Source organism: Microbacterium sp. EYE_78, assembly GCF_023149035.1.
Lineage (GTDB): Bacteria > Actinomycetota > Actinomycetes > Actinomycetales > Microbacteriaceae > Microbacterium.
Genome location: NZ_JAHXMY010000002.1, coordinates 187,273 through 209,766 on the forward strand (window position 1 = coordinate 187,273; position 22,494 = coordinate 209,766).

General features: G+C 70.8%; 20 protein-coding genes. 4 read left to right on the top strand and 16 right to left on the bottom strand.

What is annotated here, in order from left to right; translation table 11 throughout:
* Positions 1-173 precede the first annotated feature (173 nt).
* Positions 174-1,007 carry an endonuclease domain-containing protein gene (locus KZX17_RS07945; protein ID WP_248171867.1) on the top strand — a complete coding sequence of 278 codons (834 nt, stop codon included), beginning with the start codon at positions 174-176 and terminating at the stop codon, positions 1,005-1,007.
* A gap of 70 nt (positions 1,008-1,077) precedes the next feature.
* Here KZX17_RS07945 and KZX17_RS07950 read toward each other — a convergent pair whose 3' ends face one another.
* The 7 genes from KZX17_RS07950 to KZX17_RS07980 form a co-directional block, all read right to left on the bottom strand.
* A complete protein-coding gene (locus KZX17_RS07950; RefSeq protein WP_248171869.1) occupies positions 1,078-1,839 on the bottom strand; it encodes an alpha/beta hydrolase in 762 nt (253 codons plus the stop codon).
* Entirely contained in the window at positions 1,836-2,999 is a 1,164-nt protein-coding gene (locus KZX17_RS07955; protein ID WP_248171870.1) for a mannitol-1-phosphate 5-dehydrogenase, read from the bottom strand. Before KZX17_RS07955 ends, KZX17_RS07950 begins: the two co-directional genes overlap by 4 nt.
* Positions 2,996-3,436 carry a PTS sugar transporter subunit IIA gene (locus KZX17_RS07960; protein ID WP_248171872.1) on the bottom strand — a complete coding sequence of 147 codons (441 nt, stop codon included), beginning with the start codon at positions 3,434-3,436 and terminating at the stop codon, positions 2,996-2,998. The genes KZX17_RS07955 and KZX17_RS07960 overlap by 4 nt, the downstream gene beginning before the upstream one ends.
* Positions 3,437-3,516: 80 nt before the next feature.
* Positions 3,517-5,094 (bottom strand): PTS mannitol transporter subunit IICB, encoded by a 1,578-nt coding sequence (locus tag KZX17_RS07965; protein ID WP_248171874.1) that lies wholly within the window; start codon positions 5,092-5,094, stop codon positions 3,517-3,519.
* 6 nt (positions 5,095-5,100) lie between these two features.
* Positions 5,101-6,768, bottom strand: coding sequence for a phosphoenolpyruvate--protein phosphotransferase (gene ptsP, locus KZX17_RS07970; RefSeq protein WP_248171876.1), 1,668 nt, complete (start codon positions 6,766-6,768; stop codon positions 5,101-5,103).
* Between the two features lie 7 nt (positions 6,769-6,775).
* Positions 6,776-7,051 carry an HPr family phosphocarrier protein gene (locus tag KZX17_RS07975; RefSeq protein WP_248171878.1) on the bottom strand — a complete coding sequence of 92 codons (276 nt, stop codon included), beginning with the start codon at positions 7,049-7,051 and terminating at the stop codon, positions 6,776-6,778.
* Complete coding sequence (locus KZX17_RS07980) at positions 7,048-7,383, bottom strand: PTS sugar transporter subunit IIB (protein ID WP_248171881.1); 336 nt, start codon at positions 7,381-7,383, stop codon at positions 7,048-7,050. The genes KZX17_RS07975 and KZX17_RS07980 overlap by 4 nt, the downstream gene beginning before the upstream one ends.
* A 141-nt stretch (positions 7,384-7,524) precedes the next feature.
* Between KZX17_RS07980 and KZX17_RS07985 the strand changes: the two genes are divergently transcribed.
* Positions 7,525-9,417 (top strand): transcription antiterminator, encoded by a 1,893-nt coding sequence (locus KZX17_RS07985; RefSeq protein WP_248174730.1) that lies wholly within the window; start codon positions 7,525-7,527, stop codon positions 9,415-9,417.
* 7 nt (positions 9,418-9,424) lie between these two features.
* On the opposite strand, the gene KZX17_RS07990 is transcribed toward KZX17_RS07985, so the two are convergent.
* The 3 genes from KZX17_RS07990 to KZX17_RS08000 are packed head-to-tail and all read right to left on the bottom strand — an operon-like array spanning position 9,425 to position 12,515.
* Positions 9,425-10,009, bottom strand: a complete 585-nt coding sequence (locus tag KZX17_RS07990; RefSeq protein ID WP_248171883.1) for a GNAT family N-acetyltransferase — start codon at positions 10,007-10,009, stop codon at positions 9,425-9,427.
* Between the two features lie 11 nt (positions 10,010-10,020).
* The gene (locus KZX17_RS07995) at positions 10,021-11,688 is read right to left on the bottom strand and encodes a phospho-sugar mutase (RefSeq protein WP_248171885.1); all 1,668 of its coding nucleotides are present in this window, start codon (positions 11,686-11,688) and stop codon (positions 10,021-10,023) included.
* Entirely contained in the window at positions 11,685-12,515 is an 831-nt protein-coding gene (locus KZX17_RS08000) for a purine-nucleoside phosphorylase (RefSeq protein WP_248171887.1), read from the bottom strand. Before KZX17_RS08000 ends, KZX17_RS07995 begins: the two co-directional genes overlap by 4 nt.
* 70 nt (positions 12,516-12,585) lie before the next feature.
* Between KZX17_RS08000 and KZX17_RS08005 the strand changes: the two genes are divergently transcribed.
* On the top strand, positions 12,586-14,046 hold the full coding sequence (locus KZX17_RS08005; protein ID WP_248171894.1) for an NAD(P)H-quinone dehydrogenase: 1,461 nt from the start codon (positions 12,586-12,588) through the stop codon (positions 14,044-14,046).
* A 105-nt stretch (positions 14,047-14,151) separates the two neighbouring features.
* Positions 14,152-16,317, top strand: coding sequence for an FG-GAP-like repeat-containing protein (locus KZX17_RS08010; RefSeq protein WP_248171896.1), 2,166 nt, complete (start codon positions 14,152-14,154; stop codon positions 16,315-16,317).
* A 23-nt stretch (positions 16,318-16,340) separates the two neighbouring features.
* Here KZX17_RS08010 and KZX17_RS08015 read toward each other — a convergent pair whose 3' ends face one another.
* The 6 genes from KZX17_RS08015 to KZX17_RS08040 all read right to left on the bottom strand — a co-directional run bounded on the left by KZX17_RS08015 (position 16,341) and on the right by KZX17_RS08040 (position 22,489).
* Positions 16,341-16,814 carry a hypothetical protein gene (locus KZX17_RS08015; RefSeq protein ID WP_248171898.1) on the bottom strand — a complete coding sequence of 158 codons (474 nt, stop codon included), beginning with the start codon at positions 16,812-16,814 and terminating at the stop codon, positions 16,341-16,343.
* A 44-nt stretch (positions 16,815-16,858) separates the two neighbouring features.
* Entirely contained in the window at positions 16,859-18,643 is a 1,785-nt protein-coding gene (locus KZX17_RS08020) for a biotin carboxylase N-terminal domain-containing protein (RefSeq protein WP_248171900.1), read from the bottom strand.
* 78 nt (positions 18,644-18,721) lie between these two features.
* Complete coding sequence (locus tag KZX17_RS08025) at positions 18,722-19,369, bottom strand: nucleoside triphosphate pyrophosphatase (protein ID WP_248171902.1); 648 nt, start codon at positions 19,367-19,369, stop codon at positions 18,722-18,724.
* A gap of 22 nt (positions 19,370-19,391) precedes the next feature.
* Complete coding sequence (locus KZX17_RS08030) at positions 19,392-20,639, bottom strand: ABC transporter ATP-binding protein (protein ID WP_248171904.1); 1,248 nt, start codon at positions 20,637-20,639, stop codon at positions 19,392-19,394.
* Positions 20,640-20,696: 57 nt separating this feature from the next.
* Positions 20,697-21,536 (bottom strand): carbohydrate ABC transporter permease, encoded by an 840-nt coding sequence (locus tag KZX17_RS08035; protein WP_374107957.1) that lies wholly within the window; start codon positions 21,534-21,536, stop codon positions 20,697-20,699.
* 8 nt (positions 21,537-21,544) lie between these two features.
* Complete coding sequence (locus KZX17_RS08040) at positions 21,545-22,489, bottom strand: sugar ABC transporter permease (protein ID WP_308194629.1); 945 nt, start codon at positions 22,487-22,489, stop codon at positions 21,545-21,547.
* Positions 22,490-22,494: the final 5 nt, after the last annotated feature.

The window sequence follows — 22,494 nt, forward strand, 5'->3', positions numbered from 1 at the left end:
GACCTCGGTCTTTCTCCACGGCGGCCGTCCGCGCTCGGCCGTCCCCGTGGCGGTGACGCCGTCCCTGTCCACGCGCGACGGCGCTGCAGTCTCGTGGGATGCGGCGGCCGAATCCCCTTCCCGACCATCTGCGAGGCCGGGCGTTCAGCATCGGTGATGCCCGGAGCGCCGGAGTGGCCCCGGGCCGGCTGGATGCGAGCGACCTGGCGATCCCGTACCCCGGTGTGCGGGCGCCTGCGGATGCCGACTTCGAGACGGTAGACGCCCGAGCGGAGCAGTTCGCCGAGCGGATGCGGCCCTGGCAGTTCTTCAGCCACAGCACCGCCCTCGCGCTATACGGCGCGCCGATCCCGGGCGACCGCGCGTCCCAGCGACTGCACGTCGCCGCGCACCGCCCCGACCGGGAGCCCAGGGTGGCGGGCGTCGTCGGGCACCGCCTCGGGCCTGCGACCCACGGCATCCGTCTGGTCGACGGCCTGCGCGTCGAGGAGCCGGCTCGCGCGTGGCGCCATGTCGCCTCCTCGTGGGGACATGCGGATCTCGCCGCCGCGGGCGACTTCCTGGTCGGCGCGCGTGGTCTGCTCACGCTCGACGACCTGGCCGCCGAACTGGCAGCGGGGCGTGGACGGGGCCAGCATGCGCTCGAAGCCGCATTCGTCGACGTGCGCGTCGGCGCGGAGTCGCCGACCGAGACGCGACTGCGGCTCGTGCTCGGCGCCGCGGGGCTTCCCGAGCCGGCGCTGAACACGGCTCTTCGCGCGCCGGGCGGCCGGTTCGTCGCGAGGCTCGATCTGTCGTACGAACAGTGGCGCGTCGCTGTCGAGTACGACGGCCGGCAGCACGCCGAGGACCGTGCGCAGTTCGAGCGCGACTCCGACCGCTGGCACGACATCCGTGAGCAGGGTTGGGTGCTCGTGCGCGTGCTCCGCCATCACCTGCTGGGTGAAGGGCGCGCCGCTGTCGGCATGGTGCAGGCTGCCCTCCGGCGCGCCGGATGGCCAGGATGAAGCCGAGGTCCCACACGGGCCGGGAATCGTCGGTGCGTTCCCGGTCCGAGTGGGACCTCAACGCGACGCGCTACAGGCGGGGGAGGAGCTCCGCGACGGATGCCGTGATCTCGGCCGCCATGTCGGCGTCGTCGATCGTCGGGGTGCCGTCGCCGGCCTGGGGGCCGTAGTCACCGAACGAGGCATGTGCAGCGCCGGCGACCTCGACGAACTCGGCATCGGGGGGGAGGAGGGGCGCGGCATCCCGGATCTTCTCGGGCGTCGACAGGCCGTCCTCGGAACCCGAGATGCTGAGCACCGGCAGCCCGCTGTCCGAGACGTCGTTCGAGCAGTAGGACGCGAACAGCACCAGTCCGTCGGCGTGGCCCGCCAGCTGGCACGCGCGCACGCCGCCGAGCGAATGACCGCCGACCAGCCAGGTGTCGACGTCGGGTGCCGCATCGGTGAAGGTCGACAGCGGCCGGGGGTCGAAGAACGCGAGGTTCAGCCACGGGCGGGTGATGACCACCGTCATCCCCTCCTCGGCGACGAGTCCCGACAGCTTCGCCGCGTAGGCCTCGGCCTGCACCTTCGCGCCGGGGACGAACACGAGACCGGTCTCGCTCGCGCCGTCGGCTGGCGTGAGCACGACGTTGCCGCCGGTGTCCGACACGGCGATGCGGTCGTCCTGCCGAACCTCGTCCCAGGGGCCGGCCTCGGCATCCATGACGCCGACCTGACTCCAGATGACGATCCCGACGACGCCGGCGACCAGCAGCCCGACCACCGTCAGGACGACGATCAAGGCGACGCGGCGTGCGCGCGAGCGGGGCCGCTTCCGCTCGGTGGTCACGCGCGGTACACGCCGAGCTCGGTCTGCCGCTGGGCGACCGCCTCCTGCACGCGCGCGAAGAGCGGGTGCGATGCGTCCAGACCGGTGACGGATGCCGTGAAGGCCGCCGCATCCTCCGTCCGGATCCGCTCCTGCAGCTCGACCGCCTGCGGGTCCGCGGCGTCCTCGAACCGCAGCGCGGCCGCGATCGCGCCGACGAGCCCGTCGACAGGGAGTCCTCGCTCCGCCGCGCCGGCGGCCGGGCCGATGAAGCGCTCGTGGCGGGAGAGCTTGCGAAGCGGCTGGCGGCCGACGCGCTGCACGGTGTCGGGGAGCGCCTCGTTCGAGAAGCGGTCGAGGATCGTGGCCCGGTACTCGGCGAGGTCGGCGGCGTCCAGTCCGTGGACGGCGGTCAGCAGCCCGGACGTCTCCTCGAGCGCCTGCTCGACCTTCGCACGGATGCCGGAGTCGGCGAGTGCGTCGGAGATGCGGGTGATCCCGGCGACGTAGCCGAGGTAGGCGGTGGCCGCGTGGCCGGTGTTGACCGTGAACAGCTTTCGCTCGATGTAGGGGGCGAGGTCGTCGACGAAGTGCGCGCCGGGGATGTTCGGCCGGTCGTCGCCGAAGGGACCCTGCTCGATGGCCCACTCGAAGAACGGCTCGACGGTGACGTCGACGCCCGCACCTGCGGGCTGCCCGGGGACGATGCGGTCGACCGCGGTGTTGGCGAACACGGCTCGGGTGGACAGGTCGCCCCACGCGTCGCCGGCGAGCTTCTCGATCTCGCCGCGCAGCGTGTCGGTCGCGCCGATGGCGTTCTCGCAGGCCATCACCTGGAGCGGCTTCGCGTCGGCGTCCCGGCGCGCGAGCCCCTCGAGGATGTGCGGAGCGACGAACGGCAGGATCGTCGGGCCGACGGCGGTGGTCACCACGTCGGCCGACGCGACCTCGTCGGCGACGGCATCGGGATCGGACTGGCTGTTGATCGCGCGGAAACCGGTGACCGTCTTGTCGCCACCCCCCGGTCCGACCTCGTGCACCGTGTACTCGGATGCGGCGTTGATGGTCTCGACGAGCGTGGGCGCGACGTCGGAGAAGACGAGGTCGTAGCCGCCTTCGTGGAGCAGGAGTCCCACGAAGCCCCGGCCGATGTTGCCCGCGCCGAAATGGACGGCTTTCATGCCTCGTTCACCGTCGAGAGCAGCTGGTAGAGCTCTTCCGGCGTCTGCGCGGCCTTGAGCTTGGCGACCTCGTCGTCCTCGGAGAACAGGAGCGCGATCTGCGACAGGATCTCGAGGTGCTCGTCGCCCTTGCCGGCGATGCCGACGACGAAGGTGACGTGCTCACCCGCCCAGTCGACGCCCCCGTCGTAGCGGACGAAGGACAGCGCCGAATCGAGGATCGCGTCCTTCGTCTCGTTGGTGCCGTGCGGGATCGCGAGCTCGTTTCCCATGTAGGTCGAGACGGCGACCTCCCGCTGCTGCATGGCGTCGAAGTAGGCGCCGGTCACGGCGCCGGAGGCCTCGAGGATGTCGGCGGCCTCCTTCATCGCCTGCTCCTGGCTGACTGAGCCGGAGTGGATGCGGATCTGGCCGAGGGTGAGGACGTCGCGAGCCATGAGGTTCTCCTTCTGGGGACGGGGGTGGAAAAGCCGCTGCGGGGTCGGGACCATTGTTCCCGACCCCGCAGCGGAGTGCATCAGGCGTCGCCGCGCTGGCGGCGCACCATCTCGACGACCTCGTCGTACTTCGGCGAGTTCATGAAGTTGTCGACCGAGACGTGGACGGAGTCGGGGGTGACCCCGCGCGCCCGGTCGGTCAGCTGCGCCTGGGTGATGACCAGGTCAGCGGACGGGTCGAGGTTCGCGATCGCCTTGTTGGTGACCGTGACGCCCTCGACGCCCGCCTTCTTGAACTTGTTGCGGAGGACGCTCGCACCCATCGCCGACGAGCCCATGCCCGCGTCGCATGCGAACACGACGTTCGAGATCTCCCGCTCGGCGACGGCGGTGCCTGCCGAGGTGGACGCCGCAGCTGCGGCGTCGTTCGTCGCTGCAGGAGCGGTGGCCGAACCGCGCAGGCCCGACAGCGCGTCGGACTTCTTGCCCTTGTTGGCTTCAGTCTGGGCGACCGCCGCCGAGAAGGAGTCGCCTTCCGCGGCGAGGTCGCGCTTGCGCGATGCCCGCAGGATGATCGACGCCACGACGAAGGTCACCGCAGCCGACAGGATCACGGAGAGGATGACGCCGAGGAAGCTGTCGTTCGCGGTCTGGAGCAGGACCGCGATGATGCTGCCGGGTGCTGCCGGTGCGCGCAGGCCCGCGCCGAACAGCATGTTGGTGGTGACGCCGGTCATGCCGCCCGCGATGAGGGCGAGGATGAGGGTGGGCTTCATCAGTGCGTACGGGAAGTACACCTCGTGGATGCCGCCGAGGAACTGGATCACAGCCGCGCCGGGAGCCGACGCACGAGCGGCGCCGATGCCGAAGAACGTGAATGCCAGAAGCAGCCCGAGGCCGGGTCCGGGGTTCGCCTCGAGGAGGAAGAGGATCGACTTGCCCTCCTCGGCCGATTCGGTGATCCCCAGCGGAGTGAGCACGCCGTGGTTGATCGCGTTGTTCAGGAAGAACACCTTGGCGGGTTCGATGAGGATGCTCGTCAGCGGCAGCAGATTCGTCTCGACGAGGAAGTTCACCGCGTTCGAGAGGATCGTCATGAGGCCGTTCACGAGCCACGCGATCGGGTAGAACCCGACGACGGCCATGATGAAGCCCCAGATGCCGGCCGAGAACATGTTCACGAGCATCTCGAAGCCGGCGCGGATCTTGCCCTCCCACAGGGCGTCGAGCTTCTTCATGGTCCAGGCCGCCAGCGGGCCGAGGATCATGGCGCCGATGAACATGTGGACCTGACCGAGTTCGGATGCATCCGGGTTCGCCGCGAGGAGTGCGTCGTTGAAGTTCTTGACGATCAGGTCGGAGCCGGCGATCGCGCCCATCGTCGCGATGGAGCCGACGACACCGCCGCGCTGCTTGTAGATCATGTAACCGCCCGTGTAGGCGATGATCAGCGGCAGCAGGTAGTGGATGAACGGGCCGACGATGGTCGCCAGGTCCGCATTGGGGGTCCAGCCCACGTCGATGAAGAACGCGGTGAAGATGCCCCACGCGATGAGCGCGGGGATGTTCGGCATGATCATGCCCGAGAGGAACGTGCCGAATCGCTGGACGGCGACCCGCGTGCCTCCCCGGGTCTGTGCCGGGGACGTCGTTGTCATGGTGTGTCAGTTCTCCTTGTGCTGTGTCGCGGCTTCCTGGGCCGCGGCTCGGGCGGATGCCGCATCGGATGCGGCGAGGGCTGCCTCGGCGATGCGCTGGGCGTCGTCGAAGCTGTGGTGCAGAAGGGTGGCGCGCACGTCCGCGAGCGCCGTCGGTGCCATCGAGAGGGTGGTCGCGCCGAGGCCGACGAGGACGACTGCGAGCAGCGGGTCGGCGGCGGCCTCGCCGCAGATGCCGACCGGCTTGCCGTTGGTGCGTCCGCCGTCCGCGGTCGCCTTGACCAGGTGCAGGACCGCGGGGTGCCACGGGTCCTGGAACGACGCCACCGAGCCGAGCAGTCGATCGGCGGCGAGCGTGTACTGGGTCAGGTCGTTGGTGCCGATCGAGGCGAAGTCCGCGTGCGCGAGCACCTTGTCGGCCATGAGCGCCGAGGACGGGACCTCGACCATGACGCCTGCGGTCTTGACACCGTACTCCTTCGCGAGGGTGACGAAGTACTCGGTCTCCTCGACCGTCGACACCATCGGCGCCATGACCCAGAGGTCTGCGTCGGCGGCGGCATCCGCATTCGCGAGCGCCGTGAGCTGCTCGCGCAGGATGTCCTCGCTGGCACGGAGCGCGCGGAGGCCCCGGAGCCCGAGGGCCGGGTTCTCCTCGTGGGCGTCGTTGAGGAAGGCGAGCGGCTTGTCGGCGCCCGCGTCGAGTGCGCGGACGACGACCTTCTTGCCGGGGAACGCCTGCAGCAGCTCGGTGTAGGCCTTCGTCTGCTCGTCGACGGTCGGCGCCTGCGACGAGCTCAGGAAGAGGAACTCCGTGCGGAACAGTCCGACGCCCTCGGCGCCGAGCTCGACGGCCTTGGCGGCGTCCTGCGGCTTGCCGAGGTTCGCGAGGAGGGGCACCGCGGTGCCGTCGGCGAGCGCGCCCGGGGTGATCGGTGCGTCGGCGGCGGCGGCGCGGTCGGCCTCGCGGCGCTCGGCCTGCGCGATGTCGTCGTCGGTCGGCTCCGTCGTGACGACGCCGCCGGCGGCGTCGACGATCACCGTCTCGCCGTCGGCGAGGTCGGCTGCACCGTGTACGCCGACGATGGCGACGATCGACTTCTCGCGGGCGAGGATCGCGGTGTGCGAGGTCGGCCCGCCCTCGGTCGTCACGAGCGCGAGGACCTTGTCGAGGTCGAGCAGCGCGGTGTCGGCGGGCGCGAGGTCCTTGGCGACGAGCACGAACGGATGCCCCGGGTCGGGCACGCCGGGAGCCGCGACACCCCGGAGGTTGGCGATCACGCGCTGGGCGACGTCGTCGAGGTCGGCGGCGCGTTCGCCCAGGTAGCCGCCCATCGCGGCGAGCGAGTCCCGGAAGGACGCGAAGGCGTCGAAGACGGCGAACTCGCCGGTCTTGCCGGCCGCGATGCGGGTCGCGACCTCGTCCTCCAGGGCCGGGTCCTCGGCCATCATCGCCTGCGCTTCGAGCACCTCCTGCGCGGCGCCGCCGGCGGTCTCGCCGCGCTGTTCGAGCTCGCGGGCGACGGCGTCGACCGCCGCGCGGACGCGCGCGGTCTCCTCGTCGGCCGTCAGCGCACTCTTCTCGTCCTGCGGTGCCGGAAGCGGCTCCGCCATCCGTGCGACGGGGCCGTGGGTCACGCCCAGGCCGATTCCTACTCCTCGAAGCTCAGTCATGTATCCCTCAGGCGTCGTGGTCGGTGGTCAGGAGTTCGGTGAGGGCGTCGAGCACCTCTTCGGCGGTCGGGCCGTCCGCGGTCAGCGTCACGTAGTCGCCGTTCTCCGCGCCGAGCGAGATCACGCTCAGGATGCTGGCCGCGTTCACGGCGCCGCCGGCGCCCTTCGCGATCGTCACCGGGATGCCGGCGTCCTTCGCGGCCTGCGCGAACAGCTTCGCGGGGCGCGCATGGAGGCCGTTCGACGAGCCGATCCTCACTGTCCGGCTGGCGGGCGCGGTCATCGCGGGGTCCTTTCGATCGGAGCGGCCGCGTCGGGGGCGGCGGCCGTCACCAGAGCGAGCGCACGGGTCCCGTCGCGATCGCCGAAGATGTCCTCCGGCAGCAGCACGACGCGCGCCCGTCGGGCGGCGGCGTCCTGCTCCACGTCGGAGAGGGCGGAGGCAAGATGCGGACCCACGAGCACCACGTCGCCGGCATCCACCCCTGTGGCAACCATGCCGGGGATCCCCGCTTCGACGAGCAGGTCCATGCCCTGGCGCTGTGCGGCGTGCCGCAGACGCTGGGCCACGAACGTGCTCGACGCACCGGCGCCGCAGACGACGAGGATCTTCATCGATCCGCCTCCTTGTCTCCGTGCCATTCTCATCCGACTCCCAGGAAGCGACAACCAGTCCTTCTTCCGCGGGGGAGGAAAGCCCGTTGGGTGCGCAGATGGTTGACTGGTCGGGTGAGCCGGACGAGACAGGACCGCGTCATGGCGCTCCTGTCGAAGGATGCCGGGTGGCGCACCGCGGGCGAGCTCGCCGACCTCGTCGGCGTGACGCCGCGCAGCATCCGCTCCTACGTCGCCGCGTTGAACGCCCGGGTCCCCGGCGGCGACGCTGTCGAGTCCGGTCCGCTCGGCTACCGTGCCGGCGGCGGAGCGCCGGGCGCGCTCCGCGCCGCTTCCGACGAGACGCCGCGGGATCGCCTGCACCGCCTCGTGCGCGAGATCCTGGGCGACCCGGACGGCATCGACGTCCACGAGACGGCCGCACGGTTCCACGTGAGCGACGCGACCCTCGAGGCCGACCTCGGCAGGGTGCGGGGCCTGCTGGGCGGTACCCGGCTGACGCTCGAGCGCTCGGCGTCCCGGGTGCGCCTGACCGGCACCGAGATGGCGCAGCGCCGCCTCCTCAGCCGCCTCGCGCACGACGAGATGGAACAGGGCGCGTTCGATCTGCGGGCGCTCCGCCGCGCCCTCGGCGAGAGCGCCGCCGAGACGGGTGCCCTCGGCGCGTTCAAGGCGGACCTCGTCCTGAGACTCGGCGAGCAGGGATACCTCGTCAACGAGTTCGGCATCGGCGATGTCATCATGCACGTCGCCATCACGGCCGACCGTGTGCATCGCGGTCACGCCCTCGACGAGGCCGCCGCGGGGGACTCGCCGGCGCGGACGCGCATCGGCGACCTCCTGGACGAGCTCGCCCGCCGGCATCTGGACGTCCACCTCGGTCGCGGCGACCGCGACCACCTCGCGGCCCTCGTGCAGACCCGGGTCGTCGCCCCGGGGGCGGCGGAACCCGAGGCGGTGATCCGCGACCGGCTCGAACCCGACGTCGAGGCGGCCGTCCGCTCGGTCGTCGCGCGTGCGGCATCCGAATTCCTCGTCGACATCGACCACGACGACTTCGCCCTGCGCCTCGCGCTGCACGTCCAGAACCTCCGGCACCGGGCACAGGACCAGGCGTGGTCGAGGAACGCGCTGACGCGCTCGCTGAAGTCCAGCTACCCGATGATCTTCGAGGTCGCCGTCTACATCGCCGAGCAGCTGCGCGCCCTCATCGGCGCGCCGCTGTACGAGGACGAGATCGCCTACATCGCGATGCACGTCGGCGGCCGGTTGGAGCGGTCCCGTCAGGCGGGCCGGCTCCTCACGGCGACCCTCGTCTCGCCGGGGTACTACGAGATGCACGAGCTCCTGCACGCGAGCATCGACCGAGCGCTCGGCCGTGAGATCGAGGTCGTCGCCGTCGAGACGCGCGCCGACCCCGACTGGGCGGGCATCGACACCGATCTCGTGCTCAGCACGATGGACCCGCCCTCCCACTCCGATCGCGTCGTCCGCATCCAGCCGTTCCTCACCGAGTCGGACGTCGAACGCGTGCAGCAGGCCGCCGCTCGCGCCCGCCGCGCCCGTCGCCTGGCCGGGCTCCGCGCGGAGCTCGAGCGGTACTTCTCCGCCGATGCGTTCGTCCCCCGGCTGCCCGTCGGCGCGGACGAGGAGACCGTCATCCGCGGGCTCGGGTCGCTCCTGACGGCGCAGGGCGTGATCGCGGACGACTACGTGACGCGCACGCTCGACCGCGAACGCATCTCGTCGACCGCCTTCACCGATGCGCTCGCCGTCCCGCATGCGATCGGGATGACGGCGACCCGCACCGCCATCGCCGTGGGGCTCGCCGATCCGTCGATCGCGTGGGGCGACGGCCGGGTGCAGGTCGTGACCATGGTCGCCTTCTCGGAATCCGACCGCGAGGCGTTCCAGACGGTGTTCGAGCAGCTCGTCGAGGTGTTCAGCGAACGCGACAGCGTGCAGCGGATCGTCCGGCGCGGCACGACCTTCGGCGCGTTCCTCGACGAGCTCGTCGCCGTCGTCGACGGCTGAGCCATGCTCAGCGCGCCGGGCGCGCCTCGAGCCCCATCCGGACCCCCGGCCACTCGTGCGGGAGGATCGAGTACACGACGGTGTCGCGCATCGATCCGCCGGGGCCGATCCGGTGGTTGCGGAGCACGCCGTCCCGGCGGGCGCCGAGCCGCTCGATGGCCGCCTGGGACTGGCGGTTGTGCCACGACGTGCGGAATTCGACGGCGATCGCGTCGCACGCCTCGAACGCGTGGCCGAGCAGCAGGAGCTTCGCCGTCGTGTTCACCTCGGTCCGCTGCACCGCGGGTGCGAGCCACGTGTAGCCGATCTCGACCCGGCGATGGTCGACCTCGACGCTGCAGAAGGTGGTCATGCCGACCGCCGTGCCGTCGACGACCACGGCGAACGGATTCATCCGTCCGGCCTCGAGCTCCGCGAGACGCCAGGCGATCTCATCGGGGACGGATGCCGGGATCGACGTGTACCAGGCGTACTCGAGGCCCGCTCGCGCGGCCGTGAGCTCATCGGCGTGCGACGCGTCGAGCGGCTCGAGTCGGACGCGTCCACGTTCGAGCACGACGGGTGCGAGGAGGGACGCGGCCGGACCGCTCATGCCTGCTCCGCTCATGCCTGCGCGGCGCGCAGCAGCGTGCGGGCGCCGGCGTCGAGATCGGCGAGCCGGTGCGCGGCGTCCTCGGCCGTCTCGCCGCGCACGTCGAGGTAGGCCTTGAGCTTCGGCTCCGTTCCGCTGGGGCGCACGATCACACGAGAGCCGTCGGCGAGCCACAGGCGGAGCACATCGCCGCGGGGCTCTCCGGCGGGGGCATCCCGCAGGTCGTCGATCCGTTCCACCGGAACCGTCCCCACAGACGTCGGCGGGGCGGCGCGCAAGGCCGACATGATGCGCCCGATGAGGGCGAGATCGTCGACCCGCAGGGAGACCTGACCGCTCGCGAAGTGACCGAAGGTCGAGCTGAACTCCTCCAGCAGATCTCCGAGGGAGCGGCCCTCCTCGCGCGCCTCCGTCACGAGGCCGAGCACCGCGATTGCCGCCGAGATGCCGTCCTTGTCGCGGACCGTCCCCGGGTTCACGAGATAGCCGAGCGCCTCCTCGAAGCCGTAGACGAGGCCCTCGGCGCGCGAGATCCACTTGAAGCCGGTGAGCGTCGCGGCGAAGTCGAGCCCGTAGTGCGCCGCGACCGTCTGCAGGCCGGGGGAGGAGACGAGCGAGCACGCCAGCGTGCCCGTCGTCGCCGTCCGCGCCGCGCGCCAGCCGAGCAGCAGCCCGACCTCGTTGCCGGTCAACCGACGCCAGCCTCCCGCGGCACCGGCATCCGGGATCGCGACGGCGAGGCGGTCCGCGTCGGGGTCGTTCGCGAGGATCAGCTCGGCGTCGCTGCTGCGTGCCGTCTCGAAGGCGAGGTCCATCGCCCCGGGTTCCTCGGGATTGGGGAACGCGACGGTGGGAAAGCGTCCGTCCGGCGCGATCTGCGCCTCGACGACGGTCGGCAGCGGATATCCGGCGGTCTCGAGGATGCGGCGGAGCGTCTCCCAGCCCACGCCGTGCATCGCCGTGTAGGTCCAGCGGAGGCCGGCAGCGCCGGCGGGCGCGGGCGCGACCAGCGCGGTGGCGGCCACGTAGGCGTCGAGGACCGCCTCGTCGGCGACCTCGTAGGCATCCGACCGCGCGATCGCGCCGAGGTCTGCGGCATCGGCGACGGCGGAGATGTGCGCCGCGATCTGCGCGTCGGCCGGCGAGACGATCTGGGCCCCGTCATCCGACCCGCCGAGGTAGACCTTGTAGCCGTTGTCGTCCGGCGGATTGTGGGACGCCGTCACCATGACACCGGCGCTCACGCCCAGGTGGCGCACCGCGAAGGCGAGGACGGGTGTGGGCAGCAGGCGGGGGAGGAGGATGGCGCGCAGTCCCGCTCCGGCGAAGATCTCCGCGCTGTCCCGCGCGAACACGTCCGAGTTCCGGCGGCCGTCGTAGCCGATGACGACGGACGGCGTCGCGTCCGGCTGCTGCTCACGCAGGTAGGCGGCGAAGCCGGCGGCCGCCTGCCCCACGAGCACGCGGTTCATCCGGTTCGATCCGGCACCGAGCGCGCCGCGGAGCCCCGCGGTGCCGAACGCGAGGCGCGTGTCGAAGCGGTCGTGCAGCTCGTCCCACGCCGCGCGGTCGTCCGCGTCGGCGCGGGCGATGAGGTCCTCGAGCTCGGCGCGGGTGGTCCCATCCGGGTCCTGCGCCAGCCAGGACAGCGCCGCCGCGCGCACGTCGACCGTTGTCACAGTGCGCCGATCACGCGCGCGAGCAGATCCGAGATGACGGGCTCCGCCTCGCGGCCCGCCTCGAGGACCTCCTCGTGGCTGAGCGGGGTCGTCTGGATGCCGGCGGCCAGATTCGTGATGAGCGAGAAGCCGAGCACCTCCATGCTCGCTTGACGAGCCGCGATCGCCTCGAGTGCGGTGGACATGCCGACGATGTGGCCGCCGATCGCCTTCGCCATCTGCACCTCGGCAGGCGTCTCGTAGTGCGGTCCGCGGAACTGGCAGTAGACCCCCTCGTCGAGGCTCGGATCGATGCCGCGGGCGATGTCGCGCAGCCTCGACGAGTAGAGATCGGTGAGGTCGATGAAGGTCGCGCCTTCGAGCGGCGAGTCCGCGGTCAGGTTGATGTGGTCGCTGATGAGCACGGGCTGTCCCGGCGTCCAGGACGTCTTGATGCCGCCGGCGCCGTTGGTCAGGACCATGATCTTCGCGCCGGCCGCTGCCGCGGTGCGCACGCTGTGCACGACGCGCCGGACGCCGTGCCCCTCGTAGTAGTGCGTGCGCGCGCCGATGACGAGCACGCGGGTGCCGCCCGGGGTGAGGATGCTGCGCAGCGACCCGACGTGCCCCTCCAGCGCCGGCTTGCTGAAACCGGTGACCTCGGTGGCGGGGATCGTGGCGGTCGTCTCGCCGATGAGTTCCGCCGCCTTCCCCCATCCGCTCCCGAGCGTGAGGGCGATGTCGTGGCGTTCCACGCCGGTCAGTCGCGCAATGTCGGCTGCTGCGGTGGCGGCCACCTCGAACGGGTCGGCGGAGGGGTCGTCGAGGGGATGCGTGTGGTCGGACATGGATCCCACTCTAGGAACCGCCGGGCCTCTCAGCCACACGGCGCCGCGAGCACCCGCGGGGACTGGAAGAATGGTCCGCATGTCTGTGAGCTTCGAGACCACTCAGAGCGTCGCCATCCTCGGCGGCGGGCCCGGCGGATACGAGGCGGCTCTCGCAGCGGCCCAGCTGGGCGCCGAGGTGACCCTCGTCGAGCGGGCGGGGATCGGCGGCTCCGCCGTCATCACGGACGTCGTCCCCTCGAAGACGCTCATCGCCACGGCCGACGCCGCTGTCGCCATCCGGGGTGCGTCCGACCTCGGTGTGCAGCTGTTCGCGCGGGGTGCCAGCGGCACGCCCCTGAAGCCCGAGATCGCGATCAATCTCGGCGCAGTGAACAAGCGGCTCCTCTCGCTCGCCCGCCAGCAGTCCGACGACCAGCGGGCGCAGCTCGTCGACGCCGGCGTGCGGATCATCTCCGGCCACGGGCGCCTCGACGGCACCCATGCGGTGGTCGTCTCGACCGGCCCCGGCGGCACCGACTTCGACCGGATCGAGGCCGACACGCTGGTCGTCTCCGTCGGCGCGTCGCCGCGCGAGATCGACAGTGCGAAGCCCGACGGCGAGCGCATCCTGACGTGGACGCAGCTGTACAACATGACGACCCTCCCCGAGCACCTCATCGTCGTCGGCTCGGGCGTGACCGGCGCCGAGTTCGCCGGTGCCTACATGAACCTCGGGTCGAAGGTGACGCTGATCTCGAGCCGCGACCAGGTCCTCCCCGGCGAGGACTCCGACGCCGCGGCGGTCATCGAGAAGGTCTTCACGCGCGGCGGGATGGAGGTGCTGTCGAAGTCCCGGGCCGAGAAGGTCGAGCGGACGGCGGACGGCGTCATCGCCACGCTCGCCGACGGGCGGACGGTCGAGGGCAGCCACTGCCTCATGGCGGTCGGCTCCATCCCCAATACCGCGGGCATCGGCCTGGAGGAGGCCGGCGTCCAGCTCACCGACTCGGGGCACATCCAGGTCAACCGCGTCGCCCGGACCTCGGTGCCGAACATCTACGCGGCGGGGGACTGCACGACGTTCCTGCCGCTTGCGTCCGTCGCCTCCATGCAGGGCCGCATGGCGGTCTTCCACGCGCTCGGCGACACCGTCATCCCGCTGGAGAAGCATCGCGTCACGGCGAACATCTTCACCGCTCCCGAGATCGCCACGGTCGGACGGCAGGAACGCGACATCGAGTCCGGGGCGGTCAACGGCACGGTCCACAAGCTCCCGCTTGCAGCCAACGCCCGCGCGAAGATGATGGGCGTCAAGGACGGCTTCGTGAAGATCATCGCCCGCGAGGGATCGGGCACGGTCATCGGTGGCGTCATCGTGGCACCGCGTGCCTCCGAGCTCATCTACCCGATCGCGATCGCTGTCGAGCGGCGTCTGACCGTCGACCAGCTCTCGCGCGTGTTCGCCGTCTTCCCGTCGCTGGCGGGGAGCATCACCGATGCCACTCGCGCGATGCACCAGGTGGGCCGGGACGAGGACACCTACAGCTGAGCCGACGCGTACACGCCGGCATCCCGTCCCTCCGACCGCGCCATTCCGGGCGTACAGTGGGATCGTCCTGGGGAGGGCGAACGTCTGGGGAGACGCGGAGGAGCGATGCCCAGAACGACCCGTCGGATCACCCTGACCGGGATCATCGCGGGGCTGGTCGGCGCGTTGTGCGCGGGGCCGATGGCCCTCGGCATGACGCCGACGTCACCGTCGACGCCGACCGCGTCGCCGACCGTGACCGCGTCCCCGAGTCCCGCCGCGCCGCCGCCCGCGACGCCGACCCCCGGCATCGCTACGCCGGAGCCGGCACCGTCCGCTGGCGCTCCGACGCCGTCCCCGGAACCGATCGAGGACGATCACGATCACGAGACGGACGGCCCGACGGAGCCGCTGACCCGCGAACTGCCGCCGGGGTCGCCGTCGCTCGAGCCGCTCAGCCCCACGTCCGGGATGTCGACCATGCGGCTGACGGTGCCGGCCTACGGTCCGCAACCGGTCTTCCGGCTGCCCTACGCGCCGAGCCGCCGCTGGGGTGTCAGCGGGTCGCATTCCGACAGCGACGGCATCAACCGGGGCGCGATCGACTTCGCACCCCTCAGCTCCTCGGACAAGCGCGTCCTCGCGGTGGCATCCGGAATGGTCTACCGCGTGACGTGCGGATCGGGATGGTTCCTGGGCGTGGACCACGGCGGCGGGTGGATGTCCGAGTACTACCACCTCACGAGTGCCCGATCGAGCCTCGTGGGGACGTGGGTCGAGGCGGGGACGCCGTTGGGCAACGCCGGCCAGACCCTGCCCTGCGGCGGGACGCCCGGCAGCAGCGCCCACGTCCACCTGTCGATCTTGAACTCGGCGGTCGACGTCCCGAGCGGCAAACGCAAGTACGTCGCGGTCAGCGGCATCCAATTCGACACCTTCACGCTGCGTGACAGCAGCGGCGCCTACAACGGCTCCTGGCGGAACCTCGCCGGGAACACCGTCCTGACCTCGCGCGGTGTGACCTGCTGCCTGACCGCCTCCTCCCGTGTCGGACCCGCGCCCGCCGCCGGAACCGCGCCCGACACGGACGGGGACGGGATCGACGATCACACCGACGCGACGGTGTGGGACACGGACCTCGACAGCAATGGTCGCCCCGACCTGGTCGCGTTCGGGTCCGATGGCGTCTACACCTCGTCGGGGACGGGAACCGGATTCACGTCGGCCAGTCGGGCGACCACCGCCTTCGGGAGCGCGACCGGGTGGTCGCGCTCGCATCCGAGGATGACGGTCGACGTCACCGGCGACGGTCGACCCGACGTCGTGGCGTTCGGCCCGGCGGGCGTGTACGTCGCGGCAGGGTCATCCGGGTCCTTCGCCACCGCCCGCGTGTGGGTGGCGAGCTTCGGCACGAACCGGGGGTGGCGGGTCGGCACGCATCAGCGGACCGTGGTCGACGTCACGGGGGACGGGCGGCCGGACGTCGTCGGCTTCGGCCCGCAGGGGGTCTTCGTGTCGCGCAACACGGGATCGTCCTTCGCCGCTCCCACCCTCTGGACGGACACGATGGGCTCGTCGGCCGCAGCCGGTGGATGGGTGGAGTCGCGGCATCCGCGTCGCGTCGTCGACGTCACCGGCGACGGTCTTCCCGACCTCGTCGGCTTCGGGGATGACGGGGTCCACGTCGCGCGCAACACCGGCGGCGGGTTCGCCGACCCGGTGCGGTGGGTGGCGAGCTTCGGGACGGCGAAGGGATGGACGGTCGGACAGACGCCACGTCACGTGACGGACATCGACGGTGACGGCCGCCCGGACATCGTCGGCTTCGGTCCTCAGGGGATCTGGGTGTCGCTGAACACCGGATCGAACTTCGCCGTTCCGAGGCTCTGGTCCTCCCAGTTCCGGTCGTCCGCCTCGGGTGCATGGCGCGCAGACCGCAACGCCCGGACGCTCGCCGACGTGAACGGCGACGGGCGGCTGGACGTCGTCGGATTCGCCGGGTCCGGAACACTCGTCGCCCTCGGCCGGGGGTCGTCCTTCGCAGCCGCGTCGTCCTGGACGGCGCAGTTCGACTCGCGGGAGTGGACGCGCGGGTGGATGCCGCGATCCGTGACCGATGTGAACGGCGACGGCAGGGCGGACGTCGTCGGGTTCGCCCGTGACGGTGTGCAGATCGCGCTGAGCACGGGGTCGAGGTTCCGTGCTGCGACGCACGCCACGCGGTCCTACGGCTGGGATGCGTCGTCCGGCGCCTGGCGGGTCGCGCGGCACGTCCGCGCGGTCGCCTTCTGAAGGGACTCCGACGGAGCCTCTGCTCAGCGTTCCACGACGAGCTGCTGGATGACCGTCGCGTGCATGTACGTCTGCGCCGAGGCGGTGCCCTCGACGGCCAGGCTGTCGACGGGTGATGGGTCGAGCTCCACCTCGTGCGCGTCGCGGTCGCAGGGGATCTCCTGCTCGAGCGGGATCGTGTCGCCGGCAGCAGTCTGCATCGTCACCGAGATCCTCGCGGTGATGTCGTCCTCGGCGTCGCCGTAGCATCGCAGGTCGAGGCGGCTGAGCACGGTCGCTTCAGGGAAGTCGAGGCGGACGACGGTCGCGCCGGTGTCCTCAGGGCCGATCTCGGCGGCCGCGGTGCCGGCTGCCCCGGGACCGTCTGATTCCGACGCACTGATCGAATCGATCCACTCCTGTGCGGCCGCCAGGTCCACTGACGGCGTGGGCGCGCACCCGCTGAGGAACAGCACCGAGGCTGCGGCGACCACGAGCACTGCGGGTGCGGATCTCATCCCCACACGATATGGGCGACGCCCGTGCGGCGACACCCCGCGGGTCAGGAGATGGTGAGCAGCTGGTGGCCTGCCGACACCGTGGTGCCCGGGTCGGCGTTGATCGAGCCGACGGTGCCGTCCTTGTGCGCCTGGATCGGCTGCTCCATCTTCATCGCTTCGAGGACGACGACGAGGTCGCCCTTGACGACCTGCTGGCCCTCCTCCACGGCCACCTTGACGACGGTGGCCTGCATGGGGGATGCCACGGCGTCACCGCTCGCGCCGCCCGAGGTCGCGGTCGACGCATGCGATCGGCGCGACGGGGGCACCGCGACGGGACGACCGACGGCGCTGGGTGCCGCCGCGATCCGGTCGGGGAGGCTGACCTCGAGCCGCTTGCCGGAGACCTCGACGACGACGGTGTGACGCGCCTCGGGCTCGGCTGCCGGGCCGGCCTCGCCGTCCCAGGCGGGGATGTCGTTGTCGAACTCGGTCTCGATCCAGCGGGTGAAGACGCCGAAGGCGCCGTCCTCGGCCGTGAAGGCCGGGTCACGGACGACCTTGCGGTGGAAGGGGAGGACGGTCGGCATGCCTGCGACCTCGAACTCGTCGAGGGCGCGACGCGACCGCTCCAACGCCTCCTCGCGGGTGCGACCGGTGACGATCAGCTTGCCGAGGAGCGAGTCGAACGCGCCCGAGACGCTGTCGCCGGCGGTGACACCGGAGTCCAGGCGCACACCCGGTCCGCCGAAGGTCTTGAAGACGTGGATGCTGCCGGGAGCCGGGAGGAACCCGCGACCGGCATCCTCGCCGTTGATGCGGAACTCGAAGGAGTGGCCCACCGGCTCGGGGTCCGGGTAGTCCAGTGTGCCGCCCTCCGCGAGGCGGAACTGCTCGCGCACGAGGTCGATGCCGGTGACCTCTTCGGACACCGGGTGCTCGACCTGCAGGCGCGTGTTGACCTCGAGGAACGAGATGGTGCCGTCGGCGCCGATGAGGAACTCGCACGTGCCCGCTCCGACGTACCCGACCTCTCTGAGGATCGCCTTCGAGGCGGAGTAGAGGATCTCGTTCTGCTCGGCGGTGAGGAAGGGCGCGGGAGCCTCTTCGACGAGCTTCTGGTGACGGCGCTGCAGCGAGCAGTCTCGGGTCGAGACGACGACGACGTTGCCGTCGGCATCCGCCAGGCACTGGGTCTCGACGTGGCGCGGCTTGTCGAGGTACTTCTCGACGAAGCATTCGCCGCGGCCGAAGGCGGCGATGGCCTCGCGGGTGGCCGACTCGAAGAGCTCCTCGACCTCGTCGAGCTCGCGCGCGACCTTCAGACCGCGTCCGCCGCCCCCGTACGCCGCCTTGATCGCGATCGGCAGGCCGAACTCGCGCGCGAAGGCGACGACCTCGTCGGCGCCGTTCACGGGACCGGGGGTGCCGGGCGCCAGCGGCGCGCCGACCTTCTCGGCGACGTGGCGAGCCGTGACCTTGTCGCCGAGCGCTTCGATGGCCTCGGGGGAGGGGCCGATCCACACGAGGCCCGCGTCGATGACGGCGCGGGCGAAGTCGGCGTTCTCGGCGAGGAAGCCGTAGCCCGGGTGCACCGCGTCCGCGCCCGAGCGCCGCGCGATGGAGAGGATCTTCTCGATGACGAGATAGGTCTCGGCGCTCGACGACCCGCCGAGGGCGTATGCCTCGTCGGCCAGGCGGGCGTGCATGGCATCGCGGTCCTGGTCGGCGTAGACGGCGACCGACTGCTTGCCGGAATCGCGGGCGGCGCGGATGATGCGCACGGCGATCTCACCACGATTGGCGATCAGTACTTTCGAGATCCGAGTCGTCACGCTCTGAGGCATGGATTCGAGCCTACCCAGGTCGACCCCACTCTCTTTGGATCACCCGCACAAGATCACCCGTGTTTCGTGTGGCCGACCCTACGAAGCGGGCCGGTTCCACAGCGAGGTCCACTCGACCCCGAGCTCGCGGGCGAGGCGCCGCACGGTCGACAGCGACATCCCGACCACCGTCGACGGATCACCCTCGACCCGCTCGATGAACGCGCCGCCCAGGCTGTCGACCGTGAACGCGCCGGCGACCAGCAGCGGTTCGCCGGTGGCGACGTAGGCCTCGATCTCGGCATCCGTGACATCGGCGGCGAAGGTGACGGATGCCGCGGCCACCGCATGCGCCTCGATCGGTGTCGCGCCCGGCGTCACTCGGAAGACGCTGTGGCCCGAGTGCAGGATGCCCGTGCGTCCGCGCATCGACTGCCAGCGCGAGCGCGCCGCGTCGGGGGTATACGGCTTGCCGAGGATCTCGCCGTCGAGCTCGAACATCGAGTCGCCGCCGACGACGATGCCGTCGAAGCCGTCCGCAGCGACCGCCGTCGCGACGTCCGCTGCTTTGCGGCGTGCGAGCAGCAGCACGTGCTCGTCGGGCGGAAGCATCCGACCCTCGGCGGCTTCCACCGCCGTGATGACGGCCTCCTCGTCGACCTGCGGTGCGCGCGTCAGCGGTTCGATCCCCGCCTGCCGCATGAGCATGAGCCGGGCGGGGGAGGTGGAGGCGAGGCAGACGCGCATGCGTCCACGCTAGCCGGGCGGCTCAGCCCGCCGCGCGCGCCTTCGCCCGCTCCAGCGCACGCGTCCGCTGCTGCCGCGCGTCCTCCTCGAGCTCCTCTGCCTTCGCCTCGTCGCGGGTCAGGTTGGCGCCGCTCTCGGGATCGAAGACGTGCAGCTTGTCGGGGGAGAACCAGAGCGTGGCCCGGTCGCCGCCGCGGATCGGGCTCATCGCGTCGAGCGCCACCACCAGCTCGGTGCGCAGCCCCTCGCCGTCGAGGTCGCGGTCGAGCTCGGCGAGCTTCTCGCGCACCGACTCGTCGACCTCGAACGGGACGTAGGCGTAGAGCACCTCGCCGAGCCATTCCGTCATCTCGAACTCGAGCTCGACGGTGACCCCGTTCTCGGGCTCGCGTTCGAGCGTCGCGGCGTCCTCGAACGCGTCCGGGCGCACCCCGACGATCACGAGCTTCCGGTCGCCGATCGCTGCGCGGAGCCGGTCGTCGAGGGGGACGTCCATCATCGGCAGCCGGAGGACGTCGCCCTCGACCGTGCCGTGCAGGAAGTTCATCGGCGGCGAGCCGATGAACCCCGCGACGAACAGGTTCACGGGCTGGTCGTAGAGCCCCCGCGGGCTCGCGACCTGCTGCAGTTCACCGCGTCGGAGCACCGCCACCCGATCGCCGAGCGTCATCGCCTCGGTCTGGTCGTGGGTGACGTAGACGGTCGTGATGCCGAGGGATCGCTGCAGGCGGGCGATCTCCGTGCGCATCTGTCCGCGGAGCTTCGCGTCGAGGTTCGACAGCGGCTCGTCGAAGAGGAACGCGTCGGCGTTGCGGACGATGGCTCGCCCCATCGCGACGCGCTGCCGCTGCCCACCGGAGAGGTTGGCGGGCTTGCGCTCCAGGTGCTCGTCGAGCTCGAGCAGCTTCGAGGCGCGTCGGACGCGCTCGTCGATCTCCTTGTCGCCCACGTTGCTGGACTTCAGCCGCATGGGGAAGGCGATGTTCTCGTAGACCGTGAGGTGGGGATACAGCGCGTAGTTCTGGAACACCATGGCGAGGTTCCGGTCCTTCGGCGTCTTGTCGTTGACCACCTCGTCGTCGATCTTGAGTTCGCCGTCGGAGATGTCCTCGAGGCCGACGATCATGCGCAGCAGGGTCGACTTGCCGCATCCGGAGGGTCCGACGAGGATCACGAACTCGCCGTCGGCGATGTCGAGGTCGACGCCCTTCACCGCGGTGAAGCCGTCGTCGTAGGTCTTGACGACGTTGTGCAGGGTGATGGATGCCATGTCAGAGCCTTTCCGGGGAGGTCGGGACGGATGCGGGGGCGCGCACGGGGACGCGGATCATCCCTTCACCGCGCCCTGGGTCAGTCCCGAGACGATGCGCCGCTGGAAGATGACCACCACCACGACGACGGGGATCGTCACGACGATCGCCGCAGCCGAGACGGCCCCCGTCGGATCCTCGAACTGCGACGCGCCCGTGAAGAACGACAGGGCGGCCGGCACCGGTCGGGCGGCGTCGGTCGAGGTCAGCGAGATGCCGTAGACGAAATCGTTCCACGCGATGAAGAACGCGATGATGGCGGTGGTGAAGACGCCGGGTGCGGCGAGCGGGACCACGGTCTTGCGGAACGCCTCGAACGGCGTCGCCCCGTCGACCTGGGCCGCCTGCTCCAGCTCCCATGGGATCTGGCGGAAGAAGGCGGCGAGGGTCCAGATGGAGATCGGCAGCGTCAGCGACAGGTAGGGGATGATGAGGCCGAGCCAGGTGTCGTAGAGGCCGACCGAGCGCCACAGGTTGAACAGCGGCGTGACGATGGAGACGACGGGGAAGACCGACACGGCGAGGGCCGTCACCAGGATGATGCGCTTGCCCGGGAAGTCGAGCCGCGCGATCGCGTAGGCGCAGAGCGTCGCGAGGATGACGGCGATCGCGGTCGCGATGAGCGAGATGCCGATCGAATTGCGCAGCGACGTGAGGAAGAGCTCCTGCGCGCTGCCGCCGGGCGTGAGGATCTCGGCGTAGTTGTCGAGGGTCCACTCCGTGGGGAGCAGGGTGCCGGAGAACAGACCCGCCGGCGTCTTGAACGACGTCATGAGGATGCTGAAGACGGGGAACAGCGACCACACCAGCACGAGGACGGTGATCGCGATCCAGCCGATCCGCTGGGGCCAGGTCATCGCACGCATCAGCTGTTCTTCCCCCCGGCCAGATCCACTTTGAACCCCTTGATGAAGATCCCCGCGATGATCAGCACGCTGAGGAACAGGAGCACCGAGATGGCGGACCCGAGTCCGATCTCCAGACGCCCGATCGACGTGTTGTAGGCCAGCAGCGACAGCGCCTCGGTGCCGTTCGCGCCGGCCGTCATGATGTAGATGTTGTCGAAGATGCGGAACGCCTCGAGCGTGCGGAACAGCACGGCGACCATGATCGCCGCCTTCATGTTCGGCAGGATGACCCGCCGCATCACCTCGGCACCGGTCGCGCCGTCGACCTTCGCAGCCTCCTCGAGGTCACCCGGCACCTGGGCGAGCCCCGACAGCAGCAGCAGCGAGATGAACGGCGTCGTCTTCCAGACCTCGGAGAGGATGATGACGAAGAGCGATGTCTCGGGGTGGGCGAACCAGTTGAGGTCGGGGTCGAACCCGGGGATCCACGACAGCCAGTTGTTGATGTACCCGCCCGAGTTGATGTCGAACGCGTAGAACCAGGCGAAGGCCGCGACCACGGTCACGATGCCGTACGGCACGAGGATGGCCGTCCGGGCGAGCCCGCGCAGCTTCTTGACCGCCCGGTGCATGACGAGGGCGAGCGCGAATCCGAGGATGAGCTCCAGGATGACGGTGATCACCGTGATGAGCAGCGTGACGCCCATCGACTCCCAGAACGCCGGGTCGCCGAGGACCACGGCGTAATTGCCGAACCAGACGAGCTCCCGCTCGTCAGGTGCGGTCAGTCGGAGGCTGAAGAGCGAGTCGTAGAGCGCCTGACCGATCGGGTAGAGCGTCACGAGCAGCATCAGCCCGAACGCGGGGCCGGCCAGCATCCATCCGAGGCGCGCCTCGGCGCGTGCGCGCGGCGATCGGCGAGTCCGCTTCTTCTCGTCTGCCGCCACCCGCGCCGCCGGCACCGAGG

Coding starts and splice junctions, on each gene's coding strand:
- KZX17_RS07955 (WP_248171870.1), bottom strand. CDS start 2,999: ATGAAAGCCGTCCATTTCGGCGCGGGCAACATCGGCCGGGGCTTCGTG.
- KZX17_RS07960 (WP_248171872.1), bottom strand. CDS start 3,436: ATGGCTCGCGACGTCCTCACCCTCGGCCAGATCCGCATCCACTCCGGC.
- KZX17_RS07965 (WP_248171874.1), bottom strand. CDS start 5,094: ATGACAACGACGTCCCCGGCACAGACCCGGGGAGGCACGCGGGTCGCC.
- ptsP (WP_248171876.1), bottom strand. CDS start 6,768: ATGACTGAGCTTCGAGGAGTAGGAATCGGCCTGGGCGTGACCCACGGC.
- KZX17_RS07975 (WP_248171878.1), bottom strand. CDS start 7,051: ATGACCGCGCCCGCCAGCCGGACAGTGAGGATCGGCTCGTCGAACGGC.
- KZX17_RS07980 (WP_248171881.1), bottom strand. CDS start 7,383: ATGAAGATCCTCGTCGTCTGCGGCGCCGGTGCGTCGAGCACGTTCGTG.
- KZX17_RS07985 (WP_248174730.1), top strand. CDS start 7,525: ATGGCGCTCCTGTCGAAGGATGCCGGGTGGCGCACCGCGGGCGAGCTC.
- KZX17_RS07990 (WP_248171883.1), bottom strand. CDS start 10,009: ATGAGCGGTCCGGCCGCGTCCCTCCTCGCACCCGTCGTGCTCGAACGT.
- KZX17_RS08000 (WP_248171887.1), bottom strand. CDS start 12,515: ATGTCCGACCACACGCATCCCCTCGACGACCCCTCCGCCGACCCGTTC.
- KZX17_RS08005 (WP_248171894.1), top strand. CDS start 12,586: ATGGTCCGCATGTCTGTGAGCTTCGAGACCACTCAGAGCGTCGCCATC.
- KZX17_RS08010 (WP_248171896.1), top strand. CDS start 14,152: ATGCCCAGAACGACCCGTCGGATCACCCTGACCGGGATCATCGCGGGG.
- KZX17_RS08015 (WP_248171898.1), bottom strand. CDS start 16,814: ATGAGATCCGCACCCGCAGTGCTCGTGGTCGCCGCAGCCTCGGTGCTG.
- KZX17_RS08020 (WP_248171900.1), bottom strand. CDS start 18,643: ATGCCTCAGAGCGTGACGACTCGGATCTCGAAAGTACTGATCGCCAAT.
- KZX17_RS08025 (WP_248171902.1), bottom strand. CDS start 19,369: ATGCGCGTCTGCCTCGCCTCCACCTCCCCCGCCCGGCTCATGCTCATG.
- KZX17_RS08030 (WP_248171904.1), bottom strand. CDS start 20,639: ATGGCATCCATCACCCTGCACAACGTCGTCAAGACCTACGACGACGGC.
- KZX17_RS08035 (WP_374107957.1), bottom strand. CDS start 21,536: ATGACCTGGCCCCAGCGGATCGGCTGGATCGCGATCACCGTCCTCGTG.